Genomic DNA, 19,411 nt, shown 5'->3' with positions numbered 1-19,411 from the left:
CGGGCATGAACGACAGCATTGAAGAAGCCCAGGCCCCGCTGCGCAGCGTGGCCGTGTTCTGCGGCTCCAACTTCGGCAGCTCACCCGACTATGCGCAGGCCGCGGCCGCACTGGGCACGGCCCTGGCCGCGCGCGGCATCACGCTGGTGTACGGCGGCACCCACAAGGGCCTGATGGGCGTGGTGTGCGATGCGGTGCTGGCCGCCGGCGGCACCGCCGTCGGCATCATCAACCAGCGGCTGCACGACCGCGGCCACCTGCACCCGCGGCTCACCCGCCACGAGGTGGTGCCCCACATGCGGCTGCGCAAGGGCCGCATGGCCGAGCTGGCCGACGCATTCATCGCGCTGCCCGGCGGCCTGGGCACGCTGGAAGAGCTGCTGGAAGCCGCCACGCTGACGCAGCTGGGCGACCATGTGAAGGCCTGCGGCATGCTCAACACCCGCGGCTTCTACGAACCGCTGCGCGCGATGCTGGCCACCGCCACCGAAGAAGGCTTCATGAAGCCCGAGCACCGCGACATGCTGGTGGTGCATGCGCAACCCGAAGCGCTGCTCGACGCCCTGGCCGCCTGGCAGGCGCCCACCGTCACCAAGTGGATCGGCCAGCCCGGTTCCTGAACCCTCACCGCACGCCCACACAAGGTCCTGCATGCCCCAGATCCGCATCACCGCCGGTGGCCACCATTTTCTGGCCGAAACCCACCCCGAAGCGCCCGAGACCGTGGCCGCCTTCCTGAAGCTGCTGCCCTACCGCCAGAAGCTCATCCACGTGCGCTGGAGCGGCGAAGGCTGCTGGGTGCCGCTGGGCGACTACGTGCTCGAGCACAACGGCCGGCGAGTCGGCTTCGAAAACCACACCAGCCACCCGTCGGTGGGCGACGTGCTGTTCTACCCCGGCGGCTACAGCGAGACGGAAATCATCCTGGCCTACGGCAGCTGCAGCTTCAGCAGCAAGATGGGCCAGCTGGCGGGCAACCACTTCCTCACCATCACCGAAGAGCGGGAACAGTTGCGCGCGCTGGGCACGAAGGTGCTGTGGGAAGGCGCGCAGGACGTGCTGTTCGAGCGGGTGGATTGACGACCATGGACAGACCCGACCACCCACCCCGACTCGTGGTTCACGGCGGCCTGCTGCTGGCTGAGGGCGACAGCCAGGCGCGCCCGGCCGACCTGCTGGTCGAGGGCGAGACCATCGGCGCCATCGGCGCCCCCGGCCAGTTCGATGCGTTGGAAGGCGCCCGCCGGCTGGACGCCAGCGACCGGCTGGTGATGCCCGCCTGGGTCAACGGCCACACCCATGCCCACGGCGGCCTGGGCCGCGGCGCGGTGGCCGACACGGGGCTGGAGGGTTTTCTGGCCGCGTCGCCCTCGATCAATGGCCAGCGCGGGCTGGACGACCTCGCGCTGAGCGCCACGCTCACCGCGGCCGAGCTGCTGAAGAAGGGCTGCACCGCGCTGTTCGACATGACCAGCGAGTTCCCGCTGCCCACCGTGGCCGGGCTGCATGCGGTGGCCCGCGCGTACGAGGCGGTGGGCATCCGCGCCGTGGTGGCGCCGATGATGGCCGACCGCACGCTGTACCAGGCCTACCCCGAGTTGCTGGACACGCTGCCGGATCCGCTGAAGGCCCAGGCCGCGCAGGCCCGCGCCGCCGACCCGCAAGCCTGCCTGGCCGCGGTGCGCGCGGCGGCGCAGGACTGGCCGTTCGACACCAGTCGCATCCGGCTGGGCATCGCGCCCACCATTCCGCTGCACTGCTCCGACGCCTTCATGCAGGGCTGCGCGCAGCTGTCGGCCGAGTTCGGCCTGCCGATGCAGATCCACCTGGGCGAAAGCCAGCAGCAGGCGGTGTTCGGCGAGCAGCGCTACGGGATGAGCCTGGTGTCGCATATGAACCGCCTGGGCCTGCTCAGCGAGCGCCTCAGCGTGGCCCATGCCATCTGGATCGGCGACGACGACATCACGCAGCTGGCCGCGGCCGGCGTCACCGCCATCCACAACCCCTTGAGCAACCTGCGCCTGGGCTCGGGCGTGGCGCCGGTGCGCCGCATGCTGGAACGCGGCCTGCGCGTGGGCCTGGGCAGCGACGGCGCCAACACCTCCGACACCCAGAACCTGTTCGAGGTGGCGCGCATCGCGGCCTACCTGTCGCGCATCGTCGGTGCCGACGAAGCGCGCTGGATCACCGCCGCCGAGGCGCTGCGCATGGGCACGGCCGACAGCGCCCATGCGCTGGGCTGGGGCGACCGGCTGGGCCGCCTGGCGCCCGGCTACCAGGCCGACCTGGTGCTGCTGGACCTCGCCCAGCCCATCTACGTGCCGCTGCGCGACGCGCTGCGCCAGCTGGTGCTCGGCGAGAGCGGCGCCGCCGCCACCCAGGTGCTGGTGGCCGGCCGCGTGGTGGTGGAGCACGGCCGCCTGCTCACGCTGGACGAAGCGGCGCTGCGCCGCCAGGCCCAGGCCGCGGCCGAGCGGCTGGACGCCCTCAACGCCGAGGGCCGCCACCTGGCCCAGGCCCTGCGCCCGTGGATTAGCGCCTTCTGCTGCGGCATCGGCCAGCAGCCCTTCCACCTGCAAAGGCGCTTGCCTGTGACAGGCTGAACGCGAGGCCGGCCTGGCGGCCTCAAGTCGCGCCACGGCGGACCGATAGCGTCTCGCAACGTGGAGTGGTGTCATGGCAGTCAAGCTCTCGATCGGCAAGCAGTTGGGCCTGGGTTTTGCGCTGGTGCTCGGGCTGGTGGTGGCCATGGCCGCCGTGAGCCTGCTGCGGCTGCAGGCCAGCCAGACGGAAACGCATGAGATGCTGGACCTGCCGCTGCGCAAGGAACGGCTGGTGACCGACTGGTTCGCGGTGGTCAACGCCGGCACCCGGCGCACCACCGCCATCGCCCGTAGCGCCGACTCCTCGCTGGCCGCCTTCTTCGCCGAAGACACCAAGGCCAGCACCGCCAAGAACAACGAGCTGCAAAAGGCCCTGGAAGCCCTGCTGGCCGGCGATGAAGAGAAGAAGGTGTTTGCCGCCATCAGCGGCCACCGCAAGGATTTCATCCGCCTGCGCGACCAGATCATGCAGCACAAGCGAGACGGCCAGGACCAGCAGGCGCTGACGCTGCTGGAGCAGCAGTTCCAGCCGGCGGCAGCCGCCTACCTGAACAGCATGACCCAGCTGGTCGAACTGCAGCGCAAGGACCTGGACGCCCGCGCCGCCGCGCTGGAAGCCACCAATGCGCGCAGCAGCCTCATCCTGTGGTCGTTGACGGCGCTGGCGCTGCTGAGCGGCGTCGGCCTGGCCTATGCCATCACGCGCCGCATCGCCGGCCCGCTGCGCGAGGCTGCACAGGCCGCCCAGCGGGTGGCCGGCGGCGACCTCACCACCGCGCTGCGCTCGGAGCGCAGCGACGAAGCGGGCGAACTGCTGCGGGCGCTGGAACACATGCGCGGCCAGCTGGTCGACCTGGTGCGCCAGGTGCGCAACAACGCCGAAGGCGTGCTCACCGCCAGCAGCGAGATTGCGCAAGGCAACATGGACCTGAGCGAGCGCACCGAGCAGCAGGCCTCGGCACTGCAGCAGACCGCGGCCACGATGGAAGAGCTGAGCGCCACCGTGCGCCGCAATGCCGAGAACGCGCAACAGGCCAACCACCTGGGCGGTGAAGCCTCGGCGGTGGCGGCGCGCGGCGGCACGGCCGTCAAGCAGGTGGTGGACACCATGCGCGAGATCCAGCAGAGCAGCCAGCGCATCACCGACATCATCGGCACCATCGACGGCATCGCCTTCCAGACCAACATCCTGGCCCTGAATGCCGCGGTGGAAGCCGCGCGGGCGGGTGAACAAGGCCGTGGCTTTGCCGTGGTGGCCGGCGAAGTGCGCATGCTGGCCCAGCGCAGCGCCGAAGCAGCACGCCAGATCAAGGGCCTGATCGGCGACAGCACCGGCAAGGTGGCGCAGGGCAGCGCGCTGGTGGAACAGGCCGGCGTCACCATCAACGAGGTGGTGGGCGTGATCGGCCGCGTCAGCACCATGGTGGCCGAGATCAGCGTGGCCAACGGCGAGCAGAGCCAGGGCGTGGGCCAGATCGGCCAGGCGGTGAGCCACCTGGACCTGTCGACCCAGCAGAACGCCGCGCTGGTCGAGCAAAGCGCCGCCGCCGCGCAAAGCCTGAAGCAGCAGGCCGCCCAGCTGGTGGAAGCCGTCTCGGCCTTCAAGCTGGCGGAGCGCTGACAGGGCGCCGTGCGTGGCTGGCCGCCAAACCGTCTTCGCAGGGGCTGTCATGCTCCAGGGTCCGGATGCAGCGTTACGGGAAGTCGCCTGAAGATCCAGGTCATCTCCTCGATCGCGGCGTGTGCACGCACCAGCCCGCGTTGATCGCACCCGTCGGCGCTCGACACCGCCAGTGGCGGCTGTGCAGTCAAAGGCGCTGAATCGATGTGCGGCGCGTCAGCCCAGCAGTTGTGCGCCTGGCAGTCGGGCAGCGGCGGCGTCAAACGTCATGAAGGGCTGCCGGCGGAGCAACCCGGCCTTGGCGGCCAGCATGCAGTCGGTAAAGCCGGCCTTGGATTCCTTCCAGCGGAACAAAGCCTCTTCCAGCGCAGCTTCGTCCTCGTGCTGCAGGCCGTCGGTCTCCAGCAGCACGCCGAACAGCAGCATCACCGGCACGCCACCCTCTTCGGCTGCGGCCATCAAGCGGCTGGCGGCCGTGAACTGGGCCGGGTCGTCCCGCACCAGCCAGCGAACCAGTACGTTGGGGGCAAGTTGTGGGGCATCCGGGCTAACTTGGGGAAAAACTCTTTCACGGCGAGCACTTGCCGCTGCACTCGAAGTTCAGGCGCAGACGCTTGGTGGGTCCACACCTGTAGGATCGCGACACCTTGTTGCCCAACCACGCGATAGCAAACCAGTGAAACTCGCCACCTGGAACGTCAACTCCCTGGCCGTGCGGCTGCCGCAGCTGCTGGACTGGCTGGCCCAGCACCAGCCCGATGCGGTGGTGCTGCAGGAAACCAAGCTCACCGACGACAAGTTTCCGCATGAGGCGCTGAGCGCCGCGGGCTACCACCCGCAGTGGTTCGGCCAGAAGACCTACAACGGCGTGGCGCTGCTGTCGCGCACGCCGGCCGAGGGCATCGTCAAGAACATCGTCGGCGTGGAAGACGAGCAGGCCCGCGTGATCGCCGGCACCGTCGATGGCGTGCGGGTGATCGGCGCCTACTTTCCCAACGGCCAGGCGCCGGGCAGCGACAAGTTCGCCTACAAGATGCGCTGGCTGGACGGCCTGCGCGCCTGGCTGGCGCAGGAGATGGCGGCGCACCCGCAGCTGGTGCTGATGGGCGACTTCAACATCGCGCCCGAAGACCGCGACGTGTACGACCCGGTGGCCTGGGCCGGGCAGATCCACTGCACGCCCGAAGAGCGCGGCCACTTCGCCGCGCTGTTGGAGATGGGCCTGGTCGACGCCTTCCGCCTGTTCGAGCAGCCGCCCAAGAGCTGGAGCTGGTGGGACTACCGCAACCTGGCCTTCCGCAAGAACCAGGGCCTGCGCATCGATCACATCCTGGTCAGCCCGGCGCTCAAGGCCCGCGTGACGGCCTGCCACATCGACAAGCTGCCGCGCAAGAACGAGCGGCCCAGCGACCACGCGCCGGTGGTGGTCGAGCTCAGCTGACCGGCGCACCCTCCAGCGCCACCACCGGGTAGCTGGCCAGCTCGCCGTCGGTCTGCACCGTGATCACCTCGACCATGCGGCCCCGCAGCCGCATGCGCTGGCGGCTGGCGGTGTTGCGCGGCACCATGGCCCGCACGCCGCCGATGGGCAGCGCCACCAGTTGCCCCGCCGTGCGCACCACCACCAGCTGGCGTGCCGCCTGCGCGGCCAGGCCCACCAGGGCATCGGCCAGCGGCCGCACCGGCACCGGCTGCTGGCGCCATTGCAAGGTGGCGGGCAGGCCGGCTTCCAGCCGCGGGCGCAGCTCGGCCGGCATCGGCACCACGGCCTGCACGCCGCCCACCTCGGCCGCGAACGGGCCGCCCGCCTCGAACACCATGTAGGCCGGTGCGGGAGCTCCGGTACCGTGGCGGCGCTGGGTGGTAGACGGCCCCATGCTGATCGCGGTTTCGCCATAACGCTGCATCAAGGCCTCGACGTCGATCAGCTGCAGCAGGCCCTCGCCCTGCACCAGGCGGCGGTTGACCAGCGCGTGCGCCTCGGTGGGCGCCGGCGCCGCATCGTCGGCCAGTTGGGCCAACGGCAGCACCTCCTGCACCATCAGGCCGATGGCCCGATCGCCGACGCAGACGATGCACCACCAGGCCGGCGACGCGCCATCGGGCAGCGCCTGCAGGGCACCACACAGGTCGACCACCGGCACCAGCCGGCCTCGCCATTCGCACAGGCCGCGCACACCGTCGTGGCTCAGCAGTTCCTTGCGCAGCGGCAGCGGGCGCAGCAGCTCGCCCACGTGCGCGGCCGGCAGGCCGATGGCGGCATCGCCGATGCGAAAGCAGGCCCAGCGCGATCCCGCCTGGGCCGGGGCGCCGGGGCCAGCGGCGGAAGGCCCGGCGCCTGCTTCGGCGGGCCCAGCGTCGGCCACCGGCCCGGCTTCAGCCACCCAGGTGCCGGCCAGCGCCATCAGCCGCTGCGGGTCCAGGATGGGCGTGGCGCTATCGTCCGAACCGAACACGGCGGCGCTGTGGAACAGCTCGTCGGGCCGGTCGTCATGGCACAGACGGCGCGCCTGGTCGGCCGGCAGGCGGCGCACGCCCACCACGGCCTCGATGGCCAGGCCGATGCGCGCCTCGCCCTGCTGCAGCAGCAGCACCAGGCCGTCATCAGGCGGGTCGGGGTCCGCATCCGCCGCGGGCGCCAGCCAGGCCGCCAGGCTCACCACCGGCAGCACCTGGCGGTCCAGGGTCATCATGCCCTCGAGCGCGCCGGCGCGGCGCGGCAGGCCGGCCAGTGCGGCGGGGCGTGGCACGGCCTGGCGCACGCCTTCGCTGGCGATGGCCACGGTGCGGCCCTGCGCCCTCACCAGGGCATAGACCTGCGTATTGCCGCGGGCGGCACGCGCCGGCGGTGGGGCGTGGCGGGTGTCCACGCTCAGGCGTTGTGAGACGAGATCTGCAGGTCCAGCAGCAGGCTGGTCACGTTCTGCGTGGCGGTGGCCTGCTCGGTGGTGGCGCCGTGGATCTTCTGGATCGACGCGGTGGTGTCGTTGACTGAACGCTGGATGCGCGCGAACGCCTGCTCCACCTCCTGCGACAGGCGGCCGCCCTCGCCCACGCGCATCACGGTCTCGTTGATCAGCTTGGAGATCTCACGCGTGGCGCGGGCCGACTTCTCGGCCAGCTTGCGCACCTCCTCGGCCACCACCGAGAAGCCCACGCCATGGTCACCGGCACGGGCCGCCTCGATGGCCGCATTGAAAGCCAGCAGGTGGGTCTGGCCGGCGATCTCGCTGATGGTGTCGATGATCTCGGTGATGCCCTGCGAAGACGATTGGATGGCGATGATGGACTCGCGCGAGCGCTGCAGCAGCTGGCTGCCGTCATCGGCCTCGCGCTGGGTGCGGCTGGCCAGGTCGGTCGATTCCTGCGAGCCTTCGACGATGCGGGTGATGGAGCCGGACAGGCCGTCCATCACGCCCGAGATGGCCGCCACGTTGTTGGCGATGGACTGCTCGCGGTTGACCTGCGCGGTGATCTCCATCGCGAACTTCACGACCTTGTACGGCTTGCCGTCCAGGCCCAGGATGGGGTTGTAGGTGGCCTGGATCCACACCTCGGCGCCGTGCTTGCCCACGCGCTGGAAGCGGCCCATCTGGAACTGGCCGTCGTTCAGGTCCGACCAGAAGTCGCGGTACTCGCGCGACTTCACGAACTCGGCATCACAGAACATCGCATGGTGCTGGCCCAGCACCTCGTCCAGCGTGTAGCCCACCGCCCGCAGGAAGTTGGCGTTGGCGCTGAGGATGTTGCCGCGCATGTCGAACTCGATCACCGCCTGCGAGCGGCCGATGGCCTCCAGCTTGGACTGCGCCTCGGCCGTGGTCAGGCGCTCCTGCGTCACGTCGGTGGCGAACTTGACGACCTTCAGCGGCCGGCCGGCCGCATCGAAGATCGGGTTGTACGAGGCCTGGATCCACACCGGCTTGCCGTCCTTCGACAGCCGCCGGTACTCGCCGGCATTGAACTCGCCGCGGCCCAGCCGTTCCCAGAAGGCGGCGTACTCGGGCGAGCGTGCGAAGGCCGGCTCGCAGAAGATGCGGTGGTGCTGACCCACCACTTCGTCCAGCGCATAGCCGAAGGTGCGCAGGAAGTTGTCGTTGGCCGTGAGCACCTTGCCGGTGAGGTCGAACTCGATCACCGCCTGCACGCGGTTGAGGGCCTGCATGCGGCTGGCCACGTCGGCGCCAAGGGCCTTGGCCGCCGTCACGTCGGTGGCGAACTTCACCACGCCCACCAGGGTGCCGGCGGTGTCGTACACCGGGTTGTACGAGGCCTGCAGCCACACCGGCCGGCCGTCGCTGGTCAGCCGCATGAATTCGCCGGTGTGCGTCTGGCCCGAACCCAGGATCTGCCAGAAGGCCGCGTACTCGGCACTGCGGGCATAGGTCGGCTCACAGAAGATGCGGTGGTGGCGGCCCAGCACCTCCTCGCGCGTGTAGCCCATCACCTTCAGAAAGACGTCGTTGACTTCGGTCACATGACCGGTCAGGTCGAAGGAGATCAGAGCCTGGATCTTGTTGAGGGCGGCGAACACGCCCTCGGCAAAAGCGATGTCGGGGGAGGTGGGGTACTGCTGGGACACGTTGGCCTTCAAGGGGCGCCGGCAAACAGCGCCGGTCGTCCCAGCCTTATCGTCCACCCCTATCGAACGTTGAGGCCCGATGTGTGAGTAAGCACATCAAACAACGCGCAAGCCGGCCCAGGGGCAGCCGATAACGCGCCAGCAGTCCCATCAGGCAGTGTCGATGACCCCTCCCCTCTCCCCCACCCGGCCGGGCACCTCGGCCGGCGCCTTCGGCACCCGCACCGGGCACACCGAAACCGCCGCCGAGCTGCGTCGCCACCGGCGCGCCCGCGCCAACTGGCCCGCACGGCTGTTGAACAAGGGGGGCGGCATCATCCCCATCACCGTGTGCGACGTGTCCGAAGGCGGCGTGGGCCTGCTGGCCCCGGCCAGCCTGCCGATGGGCCAGGTGATGGACCTGGCCTTGTCGGTGCCTCATCCCGAGGACCCGAAGCGCTGCCTGGCCGTGACGGCCAAGGTGCGGGTGGTGTTCGCCAGCCTCGTCGGTGCGCAATGCCGCATCGGCGTGCAGTTCCTGGCGCTGGCCACGCCGGCGCGGCTGGCCATCCGCCAGTACGTGCTCAGCCACAGCTGAGCGGGCCGCGGGGCGCGGCCCTGCGGCTTCAGGCTGCGGTGCGGAAGCGCTGCACCACGCCGGCCAATTGCTCGGCCTGCGACTTCAGGCTCTCGGCCGCGGCGGCCGATTGCTCCACCAGTGCGGCGTTCTGCTGCGTCATCTGGTCGAGCTGGGTGACGGCGGTGTTCACCTCGCCGATGCCCTGGCTCTGCTCGGCGGCCGAGGCGGTGATCTCGCCGATGATGTCCGAGACCCGCTGCACACTGGCCACGATCTCGCTCATCGTGCGGCCGGCGTCGCCCACCAGGCGGCTGCCCGATTCCACCCGTTCGACGCTGGCGCCGATCAGGCTCTTGATCTCCTTGGCGGCCTCGGCGCTGCGCTGCGCCAGGCTGCGCACCTCACCGGCCACCACGGCAAAGCCGCGACCCTGCTCGCCCGCACGCGCGGCTTCCACTGCCGCATTCAAGGCCAGGATGTTGGTCTGGAAGGCGATGCCGTCGATGGTGCCGATGATGTCGGCGATCTTCTTGGAGCTGGCCTGGATGTCGTCCATGGTGGAGACCACCTGCGTGACCACATCCCCGCCGCGCTGGGCCACCTGGGCGGCGGAGTGGGCCAGCTGGTTGGCGGTGCTGGCGGCGTCGGCGCTCTGGCGCACGGTGCCGGTGAGCTGCTCCATGCTGCTCGCGGTCTGCTGCAGGTTGCTGGCGGTCTGCTCGGTGCGCATCGAGAGGTCGGCATTGCCGCTGGCGATCTCGGTGGAGGCCAGCTGGATGCTGTCGGTGGACTGGCGCACGCTGCCCACCATGCCGGCCAGCGCATCGTTCATGTGGCGCAAGGCCTTCATCAGTGCGCCGATCTCGTCGCCGCGGTGGGTGTCGATGTGGCGGGTCAGGTCGCCGCCGGCGATGGCATGGGCCGTCTGCACCGCCTCGTCCAGCGGGCGCTGGATGCTGCGCACCAGCATGGCGGTGGCCAGGCCGCCCAGCACCACCGTCAGCAGCGCCAGGCTGCCGGCGATCAGGTGCACGCGGCTGCGGGCGGCCTCGGCCGCGGCCTCTGCGGCTTCGGCCTTGCGGCGCTGCAGCTGGCCGAACTCGCCGATGCTGGCCAGGTAGGCGGCCACGGCCGGCTGGTACTCGTTCTTGACGATGGCCAGCACCTGTTCGCGGTTGCCGGTGGCGGCCGCCTCACGCGCCTTGGCGCTGGTGGCCAGCACGGCCTTGCCCTGGGCGGCCAGCACCGGGGCCAGCTTCTTGTCCTCGGGCGAATCGGCCTTCTTCATCAGCGACTCACGCAGCTTGGTGATGAAGGGCGCGTCCTTGGCGATGTTCTCCTTGAACATCTCGTTGACCGTCGGGTCGCTGCTGACGATGGCGGCCTGGGTGCGCGCCACCGCAGTCTCGGTCAGCCCCTTCCACATCACCGATTGCTCCACCAGCTCATGATGGCGCGCCTGCTCGTCCAGCGCATCGTCGGCGATGCTGGTGGCCTGGTGCAGCGCGATGCCGGCACCCACCAGCATCACCAGCTGGACGGTGCCCACCACGCCCCACAGCTTGCCGGACAGGCGCAGGTTCTCGAATTTCATCAATGTCTCCTCACGGGATGGGAAAGGGTCGGCCTCAGGCGTTGACTCGGAAGCGCGAGACGGCGTTCGACAGGCTCACGGCCTGCGTCTTGAGGCTTTCCGCGGCGGCGGCGGATTGCTCCACCAGCGCAGCGTTCTGCTGGGTCATGTGATCGAGGTGGCTGACGGCCTGGCTGATCTCGCCGATGCCCTGGCTTTGCTCGGCCGCCGATGCGGTGATGGCACCGATGGTGTCGGCCACGCGCTGCACGCTGGAGACGATCTCCTGCATCGTGCGGCCGGCGTCGTCCACCAGCCGCGTGCCCGACTCCACCCGCTCGACGCTGCTGCCGATCAGGCTGCGGATCTCACGCGCGGCCTCGCCGGAGCGTTGGGCCAGGCCGCGCACCTCGCTGGCCACCACCGCGAAGCCGCGGCCCTGCTCACCGGCGCGGGCCGCCTCCACCGCGGCATTGAGCGCGAGGATGTTGGTCTGGAACGCGATGCCGTCGATGGTGCCGATGATGTCGGCGATCCTGCGCGAGCTGGCCTGGATCTCCTGCATCGTGTCCACCACCTGGCCCACGACGCTGCCACCGCGCTGCGCCACCTCGGCCGCCGAATGCGCCAGCTGGTTGGCCAGGCTGGCGGCCTCCGCGCTCTGGTGCACGGTGCCGGTCAGCTGCTCCATGCTGCTGGCGGTGTGCTGCAGGTTGCTGGCCGCCTGCTCGGTGCGCAGCGACAGGTCGGCATTGCCGGCGGCAATCTCCGACGAGGCCTGTTCCAGCCCACCGGTGGAGGCGCGCACGCTGCCCACCATGGCGGAGAGCGCGCCGTTCATGTGGTGCAGCGCGCGCATCAGCGCGCCGAATTCGTCTTCGCGGGTGGTGGCTATCGCGCGAGTGAGGTCGCCCTGGGCGATGGCGTCGGCAGCCTTCACCGCCTCGTCGAGCGGTCGCTGGATGCCGCGGGCCAGCAGCGCGCCGGCCACGGCCGACAGCATCAGCACCGCCACCGCGCCACCCGCCAGCTGCCAGGCCAGCGCACGGCGCTGTTCCTCGGCCGCCTGCAAGGCCTGCTGGCCGCGCTGCACCTGCCAGGCCGCGAATTCGTCGATGCCGGCCACGTAGGCCTTGGTGGCGGGTTCGTACTGCTGCTTGACCAGCTCCTCCACCGCCGATGGGTCGCCCGCGCTGGTGGCCTGGCGGATACGTTCGTTCACCGCGTCCAGCGTCTGCCCCAGCGCACGCACGCGGTCGCTGATGGCTTTGTCTTCCGGCGAGGTGGCCAGACCCAGCACTTCGTCGCGCAGCGCCGCGATGCGCTGCGGATCGGCGGCCACCGCATCCTTGAACCAACCCGCCACCGCCGGGTCGGCGCCGATGGCGCCGGCGATGGTGCGGATGGCGGCCGCATCGGCCGCCGCCTTCCATTGCACCGCCCGCTCGGCCAGCCGGGACAGCGAGGCTTCCACCTGCGCCGCCTCACGGGCCATCGCGAAAGAGCGCATCAGGCCCATGGCACCGGCGGCCACCAGCAGCAACTGCAGGCAGAGCATGGCGGCCCAGAGCTTGTGGGACAAGCGAAGGCGATTCAACGACTGCACGGCCGACCTCAATCGGGAAAGATCCCGGAGGTATCGGCCGACGGGCCGTGCAGCTTGAGCCTGGGCGCTCGCGCGGCGCCGGCGCCTAGTCGTCCAGGCCCAGTTCCTGGATCTTGCGGGTGATGGTGTTGCGGCCGATGCCCAGCTTGTGCGCCGCTTCGATGCGGCGGCCGCGGGTGATGTCGAGCGCGGTGTGGATCAGCTGGCCCTCGAACTGGCGGGTCAGCGTGTCCCATACCTCGGGCGAGCCGGATTCCAGCAGCTGGCGGGCTTCCCGCTCCAGATCGACCAGCCAGGGCCGCGGGCCGGCTGCGCCGCCGCTGCCGGCCGCCGTGCCGGGCAGGCCGCCGAGGCCACCCAGCCCGCCGAAACCGCCGATGGCCTGGCCGGAGCCGGCGGGCGACAAACCACCGGTCGGCAGGCCGCCGTAAGCGCCCGCCGCTTCGGCGGCCGATGCCGGCGCCGCACCATGGCTGGACAGGCTGCTGCCGCCCGGCGATGCCGGTTCGGCAAGGCTGGCGGGCAGGCCACCCGCCGACACGGCAGGCTCCACCGGCAGCGCGGCGGGCGCGGCCGGCTCGCTGGCCACCGGCAACGAAGGCGCCACGCTGGGCGCCACGGCCAGCAGCTCGGGCGGCAGGTCCTTGGCTTCCACCACCTGGGCCGGCGCCATCACCGTGAGCCAGTGGCACACGTTTTCCAGCTGGCGCACGTTGCCGGGGAAGTCGAAGCCCATCAGGCGTTCCAGCGCGGCATCGGTGATGCGCTTGGCTTCCACGCCCAGTTCCTTGGCGCTCTTTTGCAGGAAAAAGCGGGTGAGCGCGGGCACGTCCTCGCGCCGCTCGCGCAGCGCCGGCAGCCGCAGCCGGATCACGTTGAGGCGGTGGAACAAGTCTTCGCGGAACACACCCTGCTTGACCCGCTCCTCCAGGTTCTGGTGAGTGGCGGCGATCACGCGCACGTTGCTCTTGAGCGGCTGGTGGCCGCCCACGCGGTAGAACTGCCCGTCGCTCAGCACCCGCAGCAGGCGGGTCTGCAGGTCGAAGGGCATGTCGCCGATTTCGTCGAGGAACAGCGTGCCGCCGTCGGCCTGCTCGAAGCGGCCGCGGCGCATGGTCTGGGCGCCGGTGAAGGCGCCGCGCTCATGGCCGAACAGCTCGCTTTCCAGCAGGTCTTTCGGGATGGCGGCGGTGTTGATGGCCACGAAGGGGCCGTTGCCGCGCGGGCTGTGCTTGTGCAGCGCGCGGGCCACCAGCTCCTTGCCCGAGCCGCTTTCGCCGGTGATCATCACCGTGACGTTGCTCTGGCTCAGCCGGCCGATGGCGCGGAACACGTCCTGCATCGCCGGCGCCTGGCCCAGCATCTCGGGCATCTCGGCCTGGCGCTCGTCGATCACCGACTCGCGCATGCTCTCGTCGACCGCGCGGCGGATCAGCTCCACCGCCTTGGGCACGTCGAAGGGCTTGGGCAGGTACTCGAAGGCACCGCCCTGGAAGGCCGACACCGCGCTGTCCAGGTCGGAGTAGGCGGTCATGATGATGACCGGCAGCCCCGGGTGGCGGGCCTTGACCTTGGTCAGCAGCTCGATGCCCGAGCCGCCCGGCATGCGGATGTCGCTGACCAGCACCTGCGGCGCTTCTTCATCCAGCGCGCTGAGCACATCGCGCGGGTTGGAGAAGCTGCGCACGGCGAACTGCTCTCGGGCCAGCGCCTTCTCGAGGACGAAGCGGATGGATTGGTCGTCGTCGACGATCCAGATGGGTTTCATGCGCGCGGAATAGCTTTCTAAGGCGGTGTGATCACGGCAGCGGGATCACGATCTTGAACACCGTCCGCCCCGGAACGCTGTCGCATTCGATCGTGCCCTGGTGCTGCTGCACGAAGGTTTGCGCCAAGGTGAGCCCCAAGCCCGATCCGCCATCGCGACCCGATACCAGCGGGTAGAAGATGCGATCGCTGATGGACTCCGGGACTCCCGGGCCGTTGTCTTCGATATGCAATTCAAGTGCCAGCCGGAAGCGGTGCTTGCCGATGGTGATCTGCCGCGCGATCCGGGTGCGCAGCCAGATGCAGGCATCGCCCGCCTGGATGCGCTCGTGCAGCGCCTGGGCCGCGTTGTGCGCGATGTTGAGCACCGCCTGGATCAGCTGCTCGCGGTCGCCGCGGAATTCGGGGATGGAGATGTCGTAGTCGCGCTCGATCGTCAGCCCGCGCGGAAACTCCGCGGTGATCAGCGCCCGCACCCGCTCGCACACCTCGTGGATGTTGACGTCGCTGACCACGTGCGGCCGCCGGTGCGGCGCCAGCAGCCGGTCCACCAGGGCCTGCAGGCGGTCGGCCTCCTGCACGATGACCTGGGTGTACTCGGTCAGCTCCTTGGATTCCAGCTCCATTTCCAGCAGCTGCGCCGCGCCGCGGATGCCGCCCAGCGGGTTCTTGATCTCGTGCGCCAGGTTGCGGATCAGCTCCTTGTTGGCCTGCACCTGGCCCAGCGTGCGCTCCTCGCGGTCGTGGCGGGTCTGCTGCTCGATCTCGATCACTTCCACCAGCACGCGCTCGCTCTCGCCGTCGATCTGGTTCACGATGACGTGCACCGGCATCGGCTCCAGGTGCACGTTGGGCTGGCGGCGCAGCGCCGCCTCAAAGCGGCCGGTCGCGTAGTCGTTGCGGGCCACGGCCAGCAGCGTGTCGCGCAGCTGCTGCGGCTCGACAAAGCAGTCCAGCAGCGAGCCGCGCTGCAGCGTGCGGCGCGACAGGCCCATCACCTGCTCGAAGCTGGCGTTGGCGAACAGGCATTCGCCGGTGGGCCGGGCCACGGCGATCATCGTGGCCAGCAGGTCGAAGGTGTCGAAGTGGATCGACGACGGATGTGCGGGCGCCTTCATTGCGGCAGGCGCGACAGCTCGCGTCGGATGGCCTCGATGTCGCCTTCCTTGCGCTGGATGGCGGTGCGCATCTCGTCCACGCGGTCGAGGTAGCGCTGGTAGTTCCGTTCGTTGCCCTGCCGCTCGGGCTGGCCGTTGTTGAATTCCAGCTTCATGGCTGCCAGTCGCTCCTGTTCCTTCTTGAGCTCGGCTTCGAGGATGCGGCGCGCATCGGCGTCGCGGGCGCGCTGCTCGGCAGGGTCGACCCGCCCTTCACCGCTGCGCTGGGCCGAGGCCCCGGGGCTGCCGCCCGCGGGCGCCGGCACCGGGCGCGGCTTGGTCTGCATCACCGTGACGGGCGCGCTTTCGATGGTGCGGCAACCGCGGTCCTGCGCCTCGCGCGGGCTGAGTTGGTCGGTGTACAGCACCGGCGGACCAGGGCAGCGGTAGACCGTGGTGGTCTGCGCCCAGGCGGGGGCTGTGCCGGCCAGCAACACCGTCACCAGCCATCGACGAAGCGTCATGCAGCGAATCTCCAAGAATCGGAGCTTTGATTGTGCGGCAGCGGCCTTGGGGCCCAAGCGGCGTTCAACGGAAACGAAAAGGGACGGCCGAGGCCGTCCCTTCGTTGTAAGCCCCGAGGGACTTACAGGCTGTAGTACATGTCGAACTCGACCGGGTGCGTCGTCATGCGGAAGCGCTGCACTTCCTGCATCTTCAGGTCGATGTAGGCGTCGATGTACGAGTCGGTGAACACGCCGCCCTTGGTCAGGAACTCGCGGTCCTTGTCCAGGTATTCCAGCGCCTGGTCCAGGCTGTGGCACACGGTCGGGATCAGCTTGTCCTCTTCCGGCGGCAGGTGGTACAGGTCCTTCGAGGCGGCTTCGCCCGGATGGATCTTGTTTTCCACGCCGTCCAGGCCCGCCATCAGCAGGGCCGAGAAGGCCAGGTACGGGTTGGCCATGGGGTCCGGGAAGCGCGCTTCGATGCGGCGGCCCTTCGGGTTGGCGACGAACGGGATGCGGATCGAGGCCGAGCGGTTCTTGGCCGAGTAGGCCAGCTTCACCGGGGCTTCGAAGCCCGGCACCAGGCGCTTGTAGCTGTTGGTGGTCGGGTTGGTGATCGCGTTCAGCGCGCGGCCGTGCTTGATGATGCCGCCGATGTAGTACAGCGCGAATTCGCTCAGGCCGGCGTAGCCGTCACCGGCGAACAGGTTCTTGCCGTCCTTCCAGACCGACTGGTGCACGTGCATGCCCGAGCCGTTGTCGCCCACGATGGGCTTGGGCATGAAGGTCAGGGTCTTGCCGTAGCTGCGGGCCACGTTCTGCATCACGTACTTCTGCAGCTGGCACCAGTCGGCGCGTTGCAGCAGCGTGCTGAACTTGGTGCCCAGCTCCATCTGGCCGGCGTTGGCCACTTCGTGGTGGTGCACTTCGACCGGGATGCCCAGCGATTCGAGGATCAGGCTCATTTCCGAGCGCAGGTCCTGGCCCGAGTCGACCGGGGGGGTGGGGAAGTAGCCGCCCTTGACGGTGGGACGGTAGCCGGAGTTGCCGTGCTCGTAGTCCTTGCCGGTGCTCCAGGCGCCTTCTTCCGACTCGATCTTGACGAAGCAGCCGGACATGTCGACTTGCCAGCGCACGCTGTCGAAGACGAAGAATTCGGGCTCGGGGCCGAAGAAGGCGGTGTCGCCCAGGCCCGAAGACTTCAGGTAGGCCTCGGCGCGCTTGGCCAGCGAACGCGGGTCGCGCTCGTAGGCCTTGCCGTCGGCGGGCTCCAGCACGTCGCAGGTCAGGATGACCGTCGGCTCTTCGAAGAACGGGTCGATGTTGGCCGTGTTCGGGTCCGGCATCAGCAGCATGTCGGAGGCTTCGATGCCCTTCCAGCCGGCGATCGACGAGCCGTCGAAGGCGTGGCCGGAAGTGAACTTGTCTTCGTCGAAGTGCGAGATGGGAACCGTAACGTGCTGTTCCTTGCCGCGGGTGTCGGTGAAGCGGAAGTCAACGAACTTGACTTCGTTTTCCTTCACCATGGTCATCACGTCGGCGACAGTCTTTGCCATCAGGAATCTCCTAGCGGGCGCTGGTCTGGGGTGGTTTTAGGGGAGCGAAACGGCAGATCGGGGAATTGAAAGGCAGCCCGGGTACGCCGGCTGCCAAGCCCCAAAAAGGCGCACGCAAAATTAGCAGAAAGTGTGCCCGCGGAATCTTACCGGTTCCGGGGCGGTTGAACGCCAACTTGGTGCACTGCAACGCACCAGGCAGGCGCATTCGGGTCGCGGCTCAGCGCACCATTTCCGGGCCCAGTGTCACCTGCATCGCGCGCAGGGCCGACAGCAGGCGTGCATAGGCCGCCGGCACCAGGGCGGCGGCGCCCTTGACGCCCAGCTCGATGTGGCGGCCGTACTGCGGGTGGTCGACGCTGGGCAGGCTGAACACCTTGATGCCCGGGTGCTCCTGCTCCACCGCTTCCATCAGCGGCGTGAGCGTGGCCTCCATGCCGCCGAAGACGATGACCGACTGCTCCACCTGCCGGTGGCTGCCGTGCAACGCGGCATAGCGGCCGTCCAGCAGCGACTCGATCATCGGATGCGCCATCACCGGGAATCCGGGCACGAAGTGCACCTCGCCCACGCTGAAGCCCGGGATCTTGTTGTACGGGTTGGGGATGATGGCCGCGCCTTCGGGGAACACGCCCATGTTGAGGCGATGCACGTTGTCGGAGCGGTCGGGTTCGTAGGGTGTGCCCTGCTCGACGGCCACGTCGCGCATGCGCTCCTGGATCAGCGCCTTGGCCTCGGGGTGCAGCACCAGCGGCACGCCCAGCGCCGCGGCGGCGGCCTGGCGGGTGTGGTCGTCGGGCGTGGCGCCGATGCCGCCGCAGCTGAACACCACGTCGCCGCTGGCGAAGGCGTCGCGCAGCGTGGCGGTCATGCGCTCGCGGTCGTCGCCCACGTAACGTGCCCAGGCCAGCGACAGGCCACGGGCCGACAGCAGCTCGATGACCTTGGCCAGGTGCTTGTCCTGGCGCTTGCCCGAGAGGATTTCGTCGCCGACGATGATGAGGCCGAAGTTCATGACAAACGCTCCGGAGAGGACGAAGAAGGAGGCGAAGAAGGCGGCAGCGCCGGGGGCGGCGGGCTGCGCAGGTCGGGCACCGGCGGCACGGCGTCCACCACCACCACGGGCCCAGTGGCCGGGCCGGTGGTGCCCGCCATGCGCAGCCGCTGCAGCGCGGCCAGGCCATAGTGGGTGAACCACAGCGACGAGAAGGCGAACACCAGCGTGTACAGCCACACCGACGCCACGATGAGGATGGGCGCCAGCACCAGCGTGATGGCGCTCACCGCCCACAGCAGCGAGGGCGCGGCGCCCAGGTAGCCGCACACCACGCCGATGGTCATCAGCGGCCAGCGGTGCTGGCGCAGCAGCAGCCGGCGCTCGTCGGCGCTGGCATGGTCGGACAGCGCATCGAAGGCCATCACGCGGTAGGTGAGCCAGCCCCAGATCAGCGGCGGGATCACCAGCACCAGCGGCGGAATCAGCCACAGCGGCACGCTGCCGGCCAGCAGCAGCAGCGCCAGCAGCGTGTGGCCCAGCGAGAAGGCCACCGAGCTGGCCAGCCCCGCGCCGTGCTTGCGCTCCAGCATCGGAAAGCGCCGGCGCGCAACCAGGCTCACCAGGGCCGGCGTCATCATCAAGGCCACCAGCACCAGCGACAGCAGCACGATCACCGGCACGGCCAGCGCCACCACGATCATCGGCGCCAGCACCGCGCGAAAGCCCTGCGCGCCCATCGAATCGAGCCACTGCAGGAAGGCGCTGGTCAGCAGCCAGCCCTCCATCGTGGCGCGCACACCGTCGATGGCGGCTTCATAGAAGAACCAGCCGGCGGCGAAGGTGAGCGCGCCCACCAGCAGCAGCGGCAGCAGCGACAGCACAATGACCCGCGGATGCAGGCAGTACGCGGTGGCGCGCCAGAAGGCGTCGATCAGGTCTCTCAT

General features: G+C 69.6%; 17 protein-coding genes. 6 read left to right on the top strand and 11 right to left on the bottom strand.

Translation table 11 applies throughout. From position 1 onward, the window contains the following. The first annotated feature begins 5 nt into the window (after positions 1 to 5). The 4 genes from MW290_RS21225 to MW290_RS21210 all read left to right on the top strand — a co-directional run bounded on the left by MW290_RS21225 (position 6) and on the right by MW290_RS21210 (position 4,224). Complete coding sequence (locus MW290_RS21225; RefSeq protein ID WP_250199659.1) at positions 6 to 620, top strand: LOG family protein; 615 nt, start codon at positions 6 to 8, stop codon at positions 618 to 620. Between the two features lie 31 nt (positions 621 to 651). Continuing rightward, positions 652 to 1,080 carry a DUF3830 family protein gene (locus tag MW290_RS21220; protein ID WP_250199658.1) on the top strand — a complete coding sequence of 143 codons (429 nt, stop codon included), beginning with the start codon at positions 652 to 654 and terminating at the stop codon, positions 1,078 to 1,080. A gap of 5 nt (positions 1,081 to 1,085) precedes the next feature. Further along, entirely contained in the window at positions 1,086 to 2,603 is a 1,518-nt protein-coding gene (locus MW290_RS21215) for an amidohydrolase family protein (protein WP_250199657.1), read from the top strand. Positions 2,604 to 2,676: 73 nt separating this feature from the next. Then, positions 2,677 to 4,224 (top strand): methyl-accepting chemotaxis protein, encoded by a 1,548-nt coding sequence (locus tag MW290_RS21210; RefSeq protein WP_250199656.1) that lies wholly within the window; start codon positions 2,677 to 2,679, stop codon positions 4,222 to 4,224. Between the two features lie 216 nt (positions 4,225 to 4,440). Here the strand turns inward: MW290_RS21210 and MW290_RS21205 are convergent, their stop codons facing one another. Further along, the gene (locus MW290_RS21205; protein WP_250199655.1) at positions 4,441 to 4,725 is read right to left on the bottom strand and encodes a PIN domain-containing protein; all 285 of its coding nucleotides are present in this window, start codon (positions 4,723 to 4,725) and stop codon (positions 4,441 to 4,443) included. A 175-nt stretch (positions 4,726 to 4,900) separates the two neighbouring features. On the opposite strand from MW290_RS21205, the gene xth reads away from it, so the two are divergent. Continuing rightward, entirely contained in the window at positions 4,901 to 5,665 is a 765-nt protein-coding gene (gene xth, locus MW290_RS21200) for an exodeoxyribonuclease III (protein ID WP_250199654.1), read from the top strand. On the opposite strand, the gene MW290_RS21195 is transcribed toward xth, so the two are convergent. Together MW290_RS21195 and MW290_RS21190 are read right to left on the bottom strand one after the other, a co-directional pair. Beyond that, a complete protein-coding gene (locus tag MW290_RS21195) occupies positions 5,658 to 7,094 on the bottom strand; it encodes a chemotaxis protein CheW (protein ID WP_250199653.1) in 1,437 nt (478 codons plus the stop codon). The two genes, xth and MW290_RS21195, sit on opposite strands and share 8 nt — an antisense overlap. 2 nt (positions 7,095 to 7,096) lie before the next feature. Then, positions 7,097 to 8,806, bottom strand: a complete 1,710-nt coding sequence (locus MW290_RS21190; RefSeq protein WP_250199652.1) for a methyl-accepting chemotaxis protein — start codon at positions 8,804 to 8,806, stop codon at positions 7,097 to 7,099. Between the two features lie 163 nt (positions 8,807 to 8,969). Here MW290_RS21190 and MW290_RS21185 point away from each other — a divergent pair, with 163 nt between their 5' ends. Continuing rightward, positions 8,970 to 9,383, top strand: coding sequence for a PilZ domain-containing protein (locus tag MW290_RS21185; protein WP_250199651.1), 414 nt, complete (start codon positions 8,970 to 8,972; stop codon positions 9,381 to 9,383). 28 nt (positions 9,384 to 9,411) lie between these two features. On the opposite strand, the gene MW290_RS21180 is transcribed toward MW290_RS21185, so the two are convergent. The 8 genes from MW290_RS21180 to MW290_RS21145 all read right to left on the bottom strand — a co-directional run bounded on the left by MW290_RS21180 (position 9,412) and on the right by MW290_RS21145 (position 19,411). Then, positions 9,412 to 10,959: a methyl-accepting chemotaxis protein gene (locus MW290_RS21180; RefSeq protein WP_310740166.1), complete on the bottom strand. Its 1,548-nt coding sequence runs from the start codon at positions 10,957 to 10,959 to the stop codon at positions 9,412 to 9,414. Positions 10,960 to 10,993: 34 nt separating this feature from the next. Then, the gene (locus tag MW290_RS33160; RefSeq protein WP_310740165.1) at positions 10,994 to 12,520 is read right to left on the bottom strand and encodes a methyl-accepting chemotaxis protein; all 1,527 of its coding nucleotides are present in this window, start codon (positions 12,518 to 12,520) and stop codon (positions 10,994 to 10,996) included. Positions 12,521 to 12,629: 109 nt separating this feature from the next. Next, positions 12,630 to 14,312 carry a nitrogen regulation protein NR(I) gene (gene ntrC, locus MW290_RS21170; RefSeq protein ID WP_250199650.1) on the bottom strand — a complete coding sequence of 561 codons (1,683 nt, stop codon included), beginning with the start codon at positions 14,310 to 14,312 and terminating at the stop codon, positions 12,630 to 12,632. Between the two features lie 31 nt (positions 14,313 to 14,343). Next, the gene (gene glnL, locus MW290_RS21165; protein WP_250199649.1) at positions 14,344 to 15,429 is read right to left on the bottom strand and encodes a nitrogen regulation protein NR(II); all 1,086 of its coding nucleotides are present in this window, start codon (positions 15,427 to 15,429) and stop codon (positions 14,344 to 14,346) included. Continuing rightward, positions 15,426 to 15,932, bottom strand: coding sequence for a hypothetical protein (locus MW290_RS21160; protein WP_250199648.1), 507 nt, complete (start codon positions 15,930 to 15,932; stop codon positions 15,426 to 15,428). Before MW290_RS21160 ends, glnL begins: the two co-directional genes overlap by 4 nt. Before the next feature lie 122 nt (positions 15,933 to 16,054). Beyond that, a complete protein-coding gene (glnA, locus tag MW290_RS21155; RefSeq protein ID WP_046113542.1) occupies positions 16,055 to 17,470 on the bottom strand; it encodes a type I glutamate--ammonia ligase in 1,416 nt (471 codons plus the stop codon). Positions 17,471 to 17,690: 220 nt separating this feature from the next. After that, the gene (locus MW290_RS21150; protein ID WP_250199647.1) at positions 17,691 to 18,485 is read right to left on the bottom strand and encodes a competence/damage-inducible protein A; all 795 of its coding nucleotides are present in this window, start codon (positions 18,483 to 18,485) and stop codon (positions 17,691 to 17,693) included. Beyond that, entirely contained in the window at positions 18,482 to 19,411 is a 930-nt protein-coding gene (locus MW290_RS21145; protein WP_250199646.1) for an EI24 domain-containing protein, read from the bottom strand. Before MW290_RS21145 ends, MW290_RS21150 begins: the two co-directional genes overlap by 4 nt.

This window comes from Aquincola tertiaricarbonis, from assembly GCF_023573145.1.
Lineage (GTDB): Bacteria > Pseudomonadota > Gammaproteobacteria > Burkholderiales > Burkholderiaceae_C > Aquincola > Aquincola tertiaricarbonis_B.
The sequence above is the reverse complement of the archived record's forward strand: the minus strand, read 5'-3'. Positions and strand labels throughout refer to the sequence as shown.

Excerpts from the sequence above, each read along its gene's own strand:
- MW290_RS21210 (WP_250199656.1), top strand. The coding sequence starts at position 2,677 with ATGGCAGTCAAGCTCTCGATCGGCAAGCAGTTGGGCCTGGGTTTTGCG.
- glnL (WP_250199649.1), bottom strand. The coding sequence starts at position 15,429 with ATGAAGGCGCCCGCACATCCGTCGTCGATCCACTTCGACACCTTCGAC.
- MW290_RS21145 (WP_250199646.1), bottom strand. The coding sequence starts at position 19,411 with ATGAGAGACCTGATCGACGCCTTCTGGCGCGCCACCGCGTACTGCCTG.
- glnA (WP_046113542.1), bottom strand. The coding sequence starts at position 17,470 with ATGGCAAAGACTGTCGCCGACGTGATGACCATGGTGAAGGAAAACGAA.
- ntrC (WP_250199650.1), bottom strand. The coding sequence starts at position 14,312 with ATGAAACCCATCTGGATCGTCGACGACGACCAATCCATCCGCTTCGTC.
- MW290_RS21225 (WP_250199659.1), top strand. The coding sequence starts at position 6 with ATGAACGACAGCATTGAAGAAGCCCAGGCCCCGCTGCGCAGCGTGGCC.
- MW290_RS21220 (WP_250199658.1), top strand. The coding sequence starts at position 652 with ATGCCCCAGATCCGCATCACCGCCGGTGGCCACCATTTTCTGGCCGAA.
- MW290_RS21215 (WP_250199657.1), top strand. The coding sequence starts at position 1,086 with ATGGACAGACCCGACCACCCACCCCGACTCGTGGTTCACGGCGGCCTG.
- MW290_RS21160 (WP_250199648.1), bottom strand. The coding sequence starts at position 15,932 with ATGACGCTTCGTCGATGGCTGGTGACGGTGTTGCTGGCCGGCACAGCC.
- MW290_RS21150 (WP_250199647.1), bottom strand. The coding sequence starts at position 18,485 with ATGAACTTCGGCCTCATCATCGTCGGCGACGAAATCCTCTCGGGCAAG.
- MW290_RS21180 (WP_310740166.1), bottom strand. The coding sequence starts at position 10,959 with ATGAAATTCGAGAACCTGCGCCTGTCCGGCAAGCTGTGGGGCGTGGTG.
- MW290_RS21185 (WP_250199651.1), top strand. The coding sequence starts at position 8,970 with ATGACCCCTCCCCTCTCCCCCACCCGGCCGGGCACCTCGGCCGGCGCC.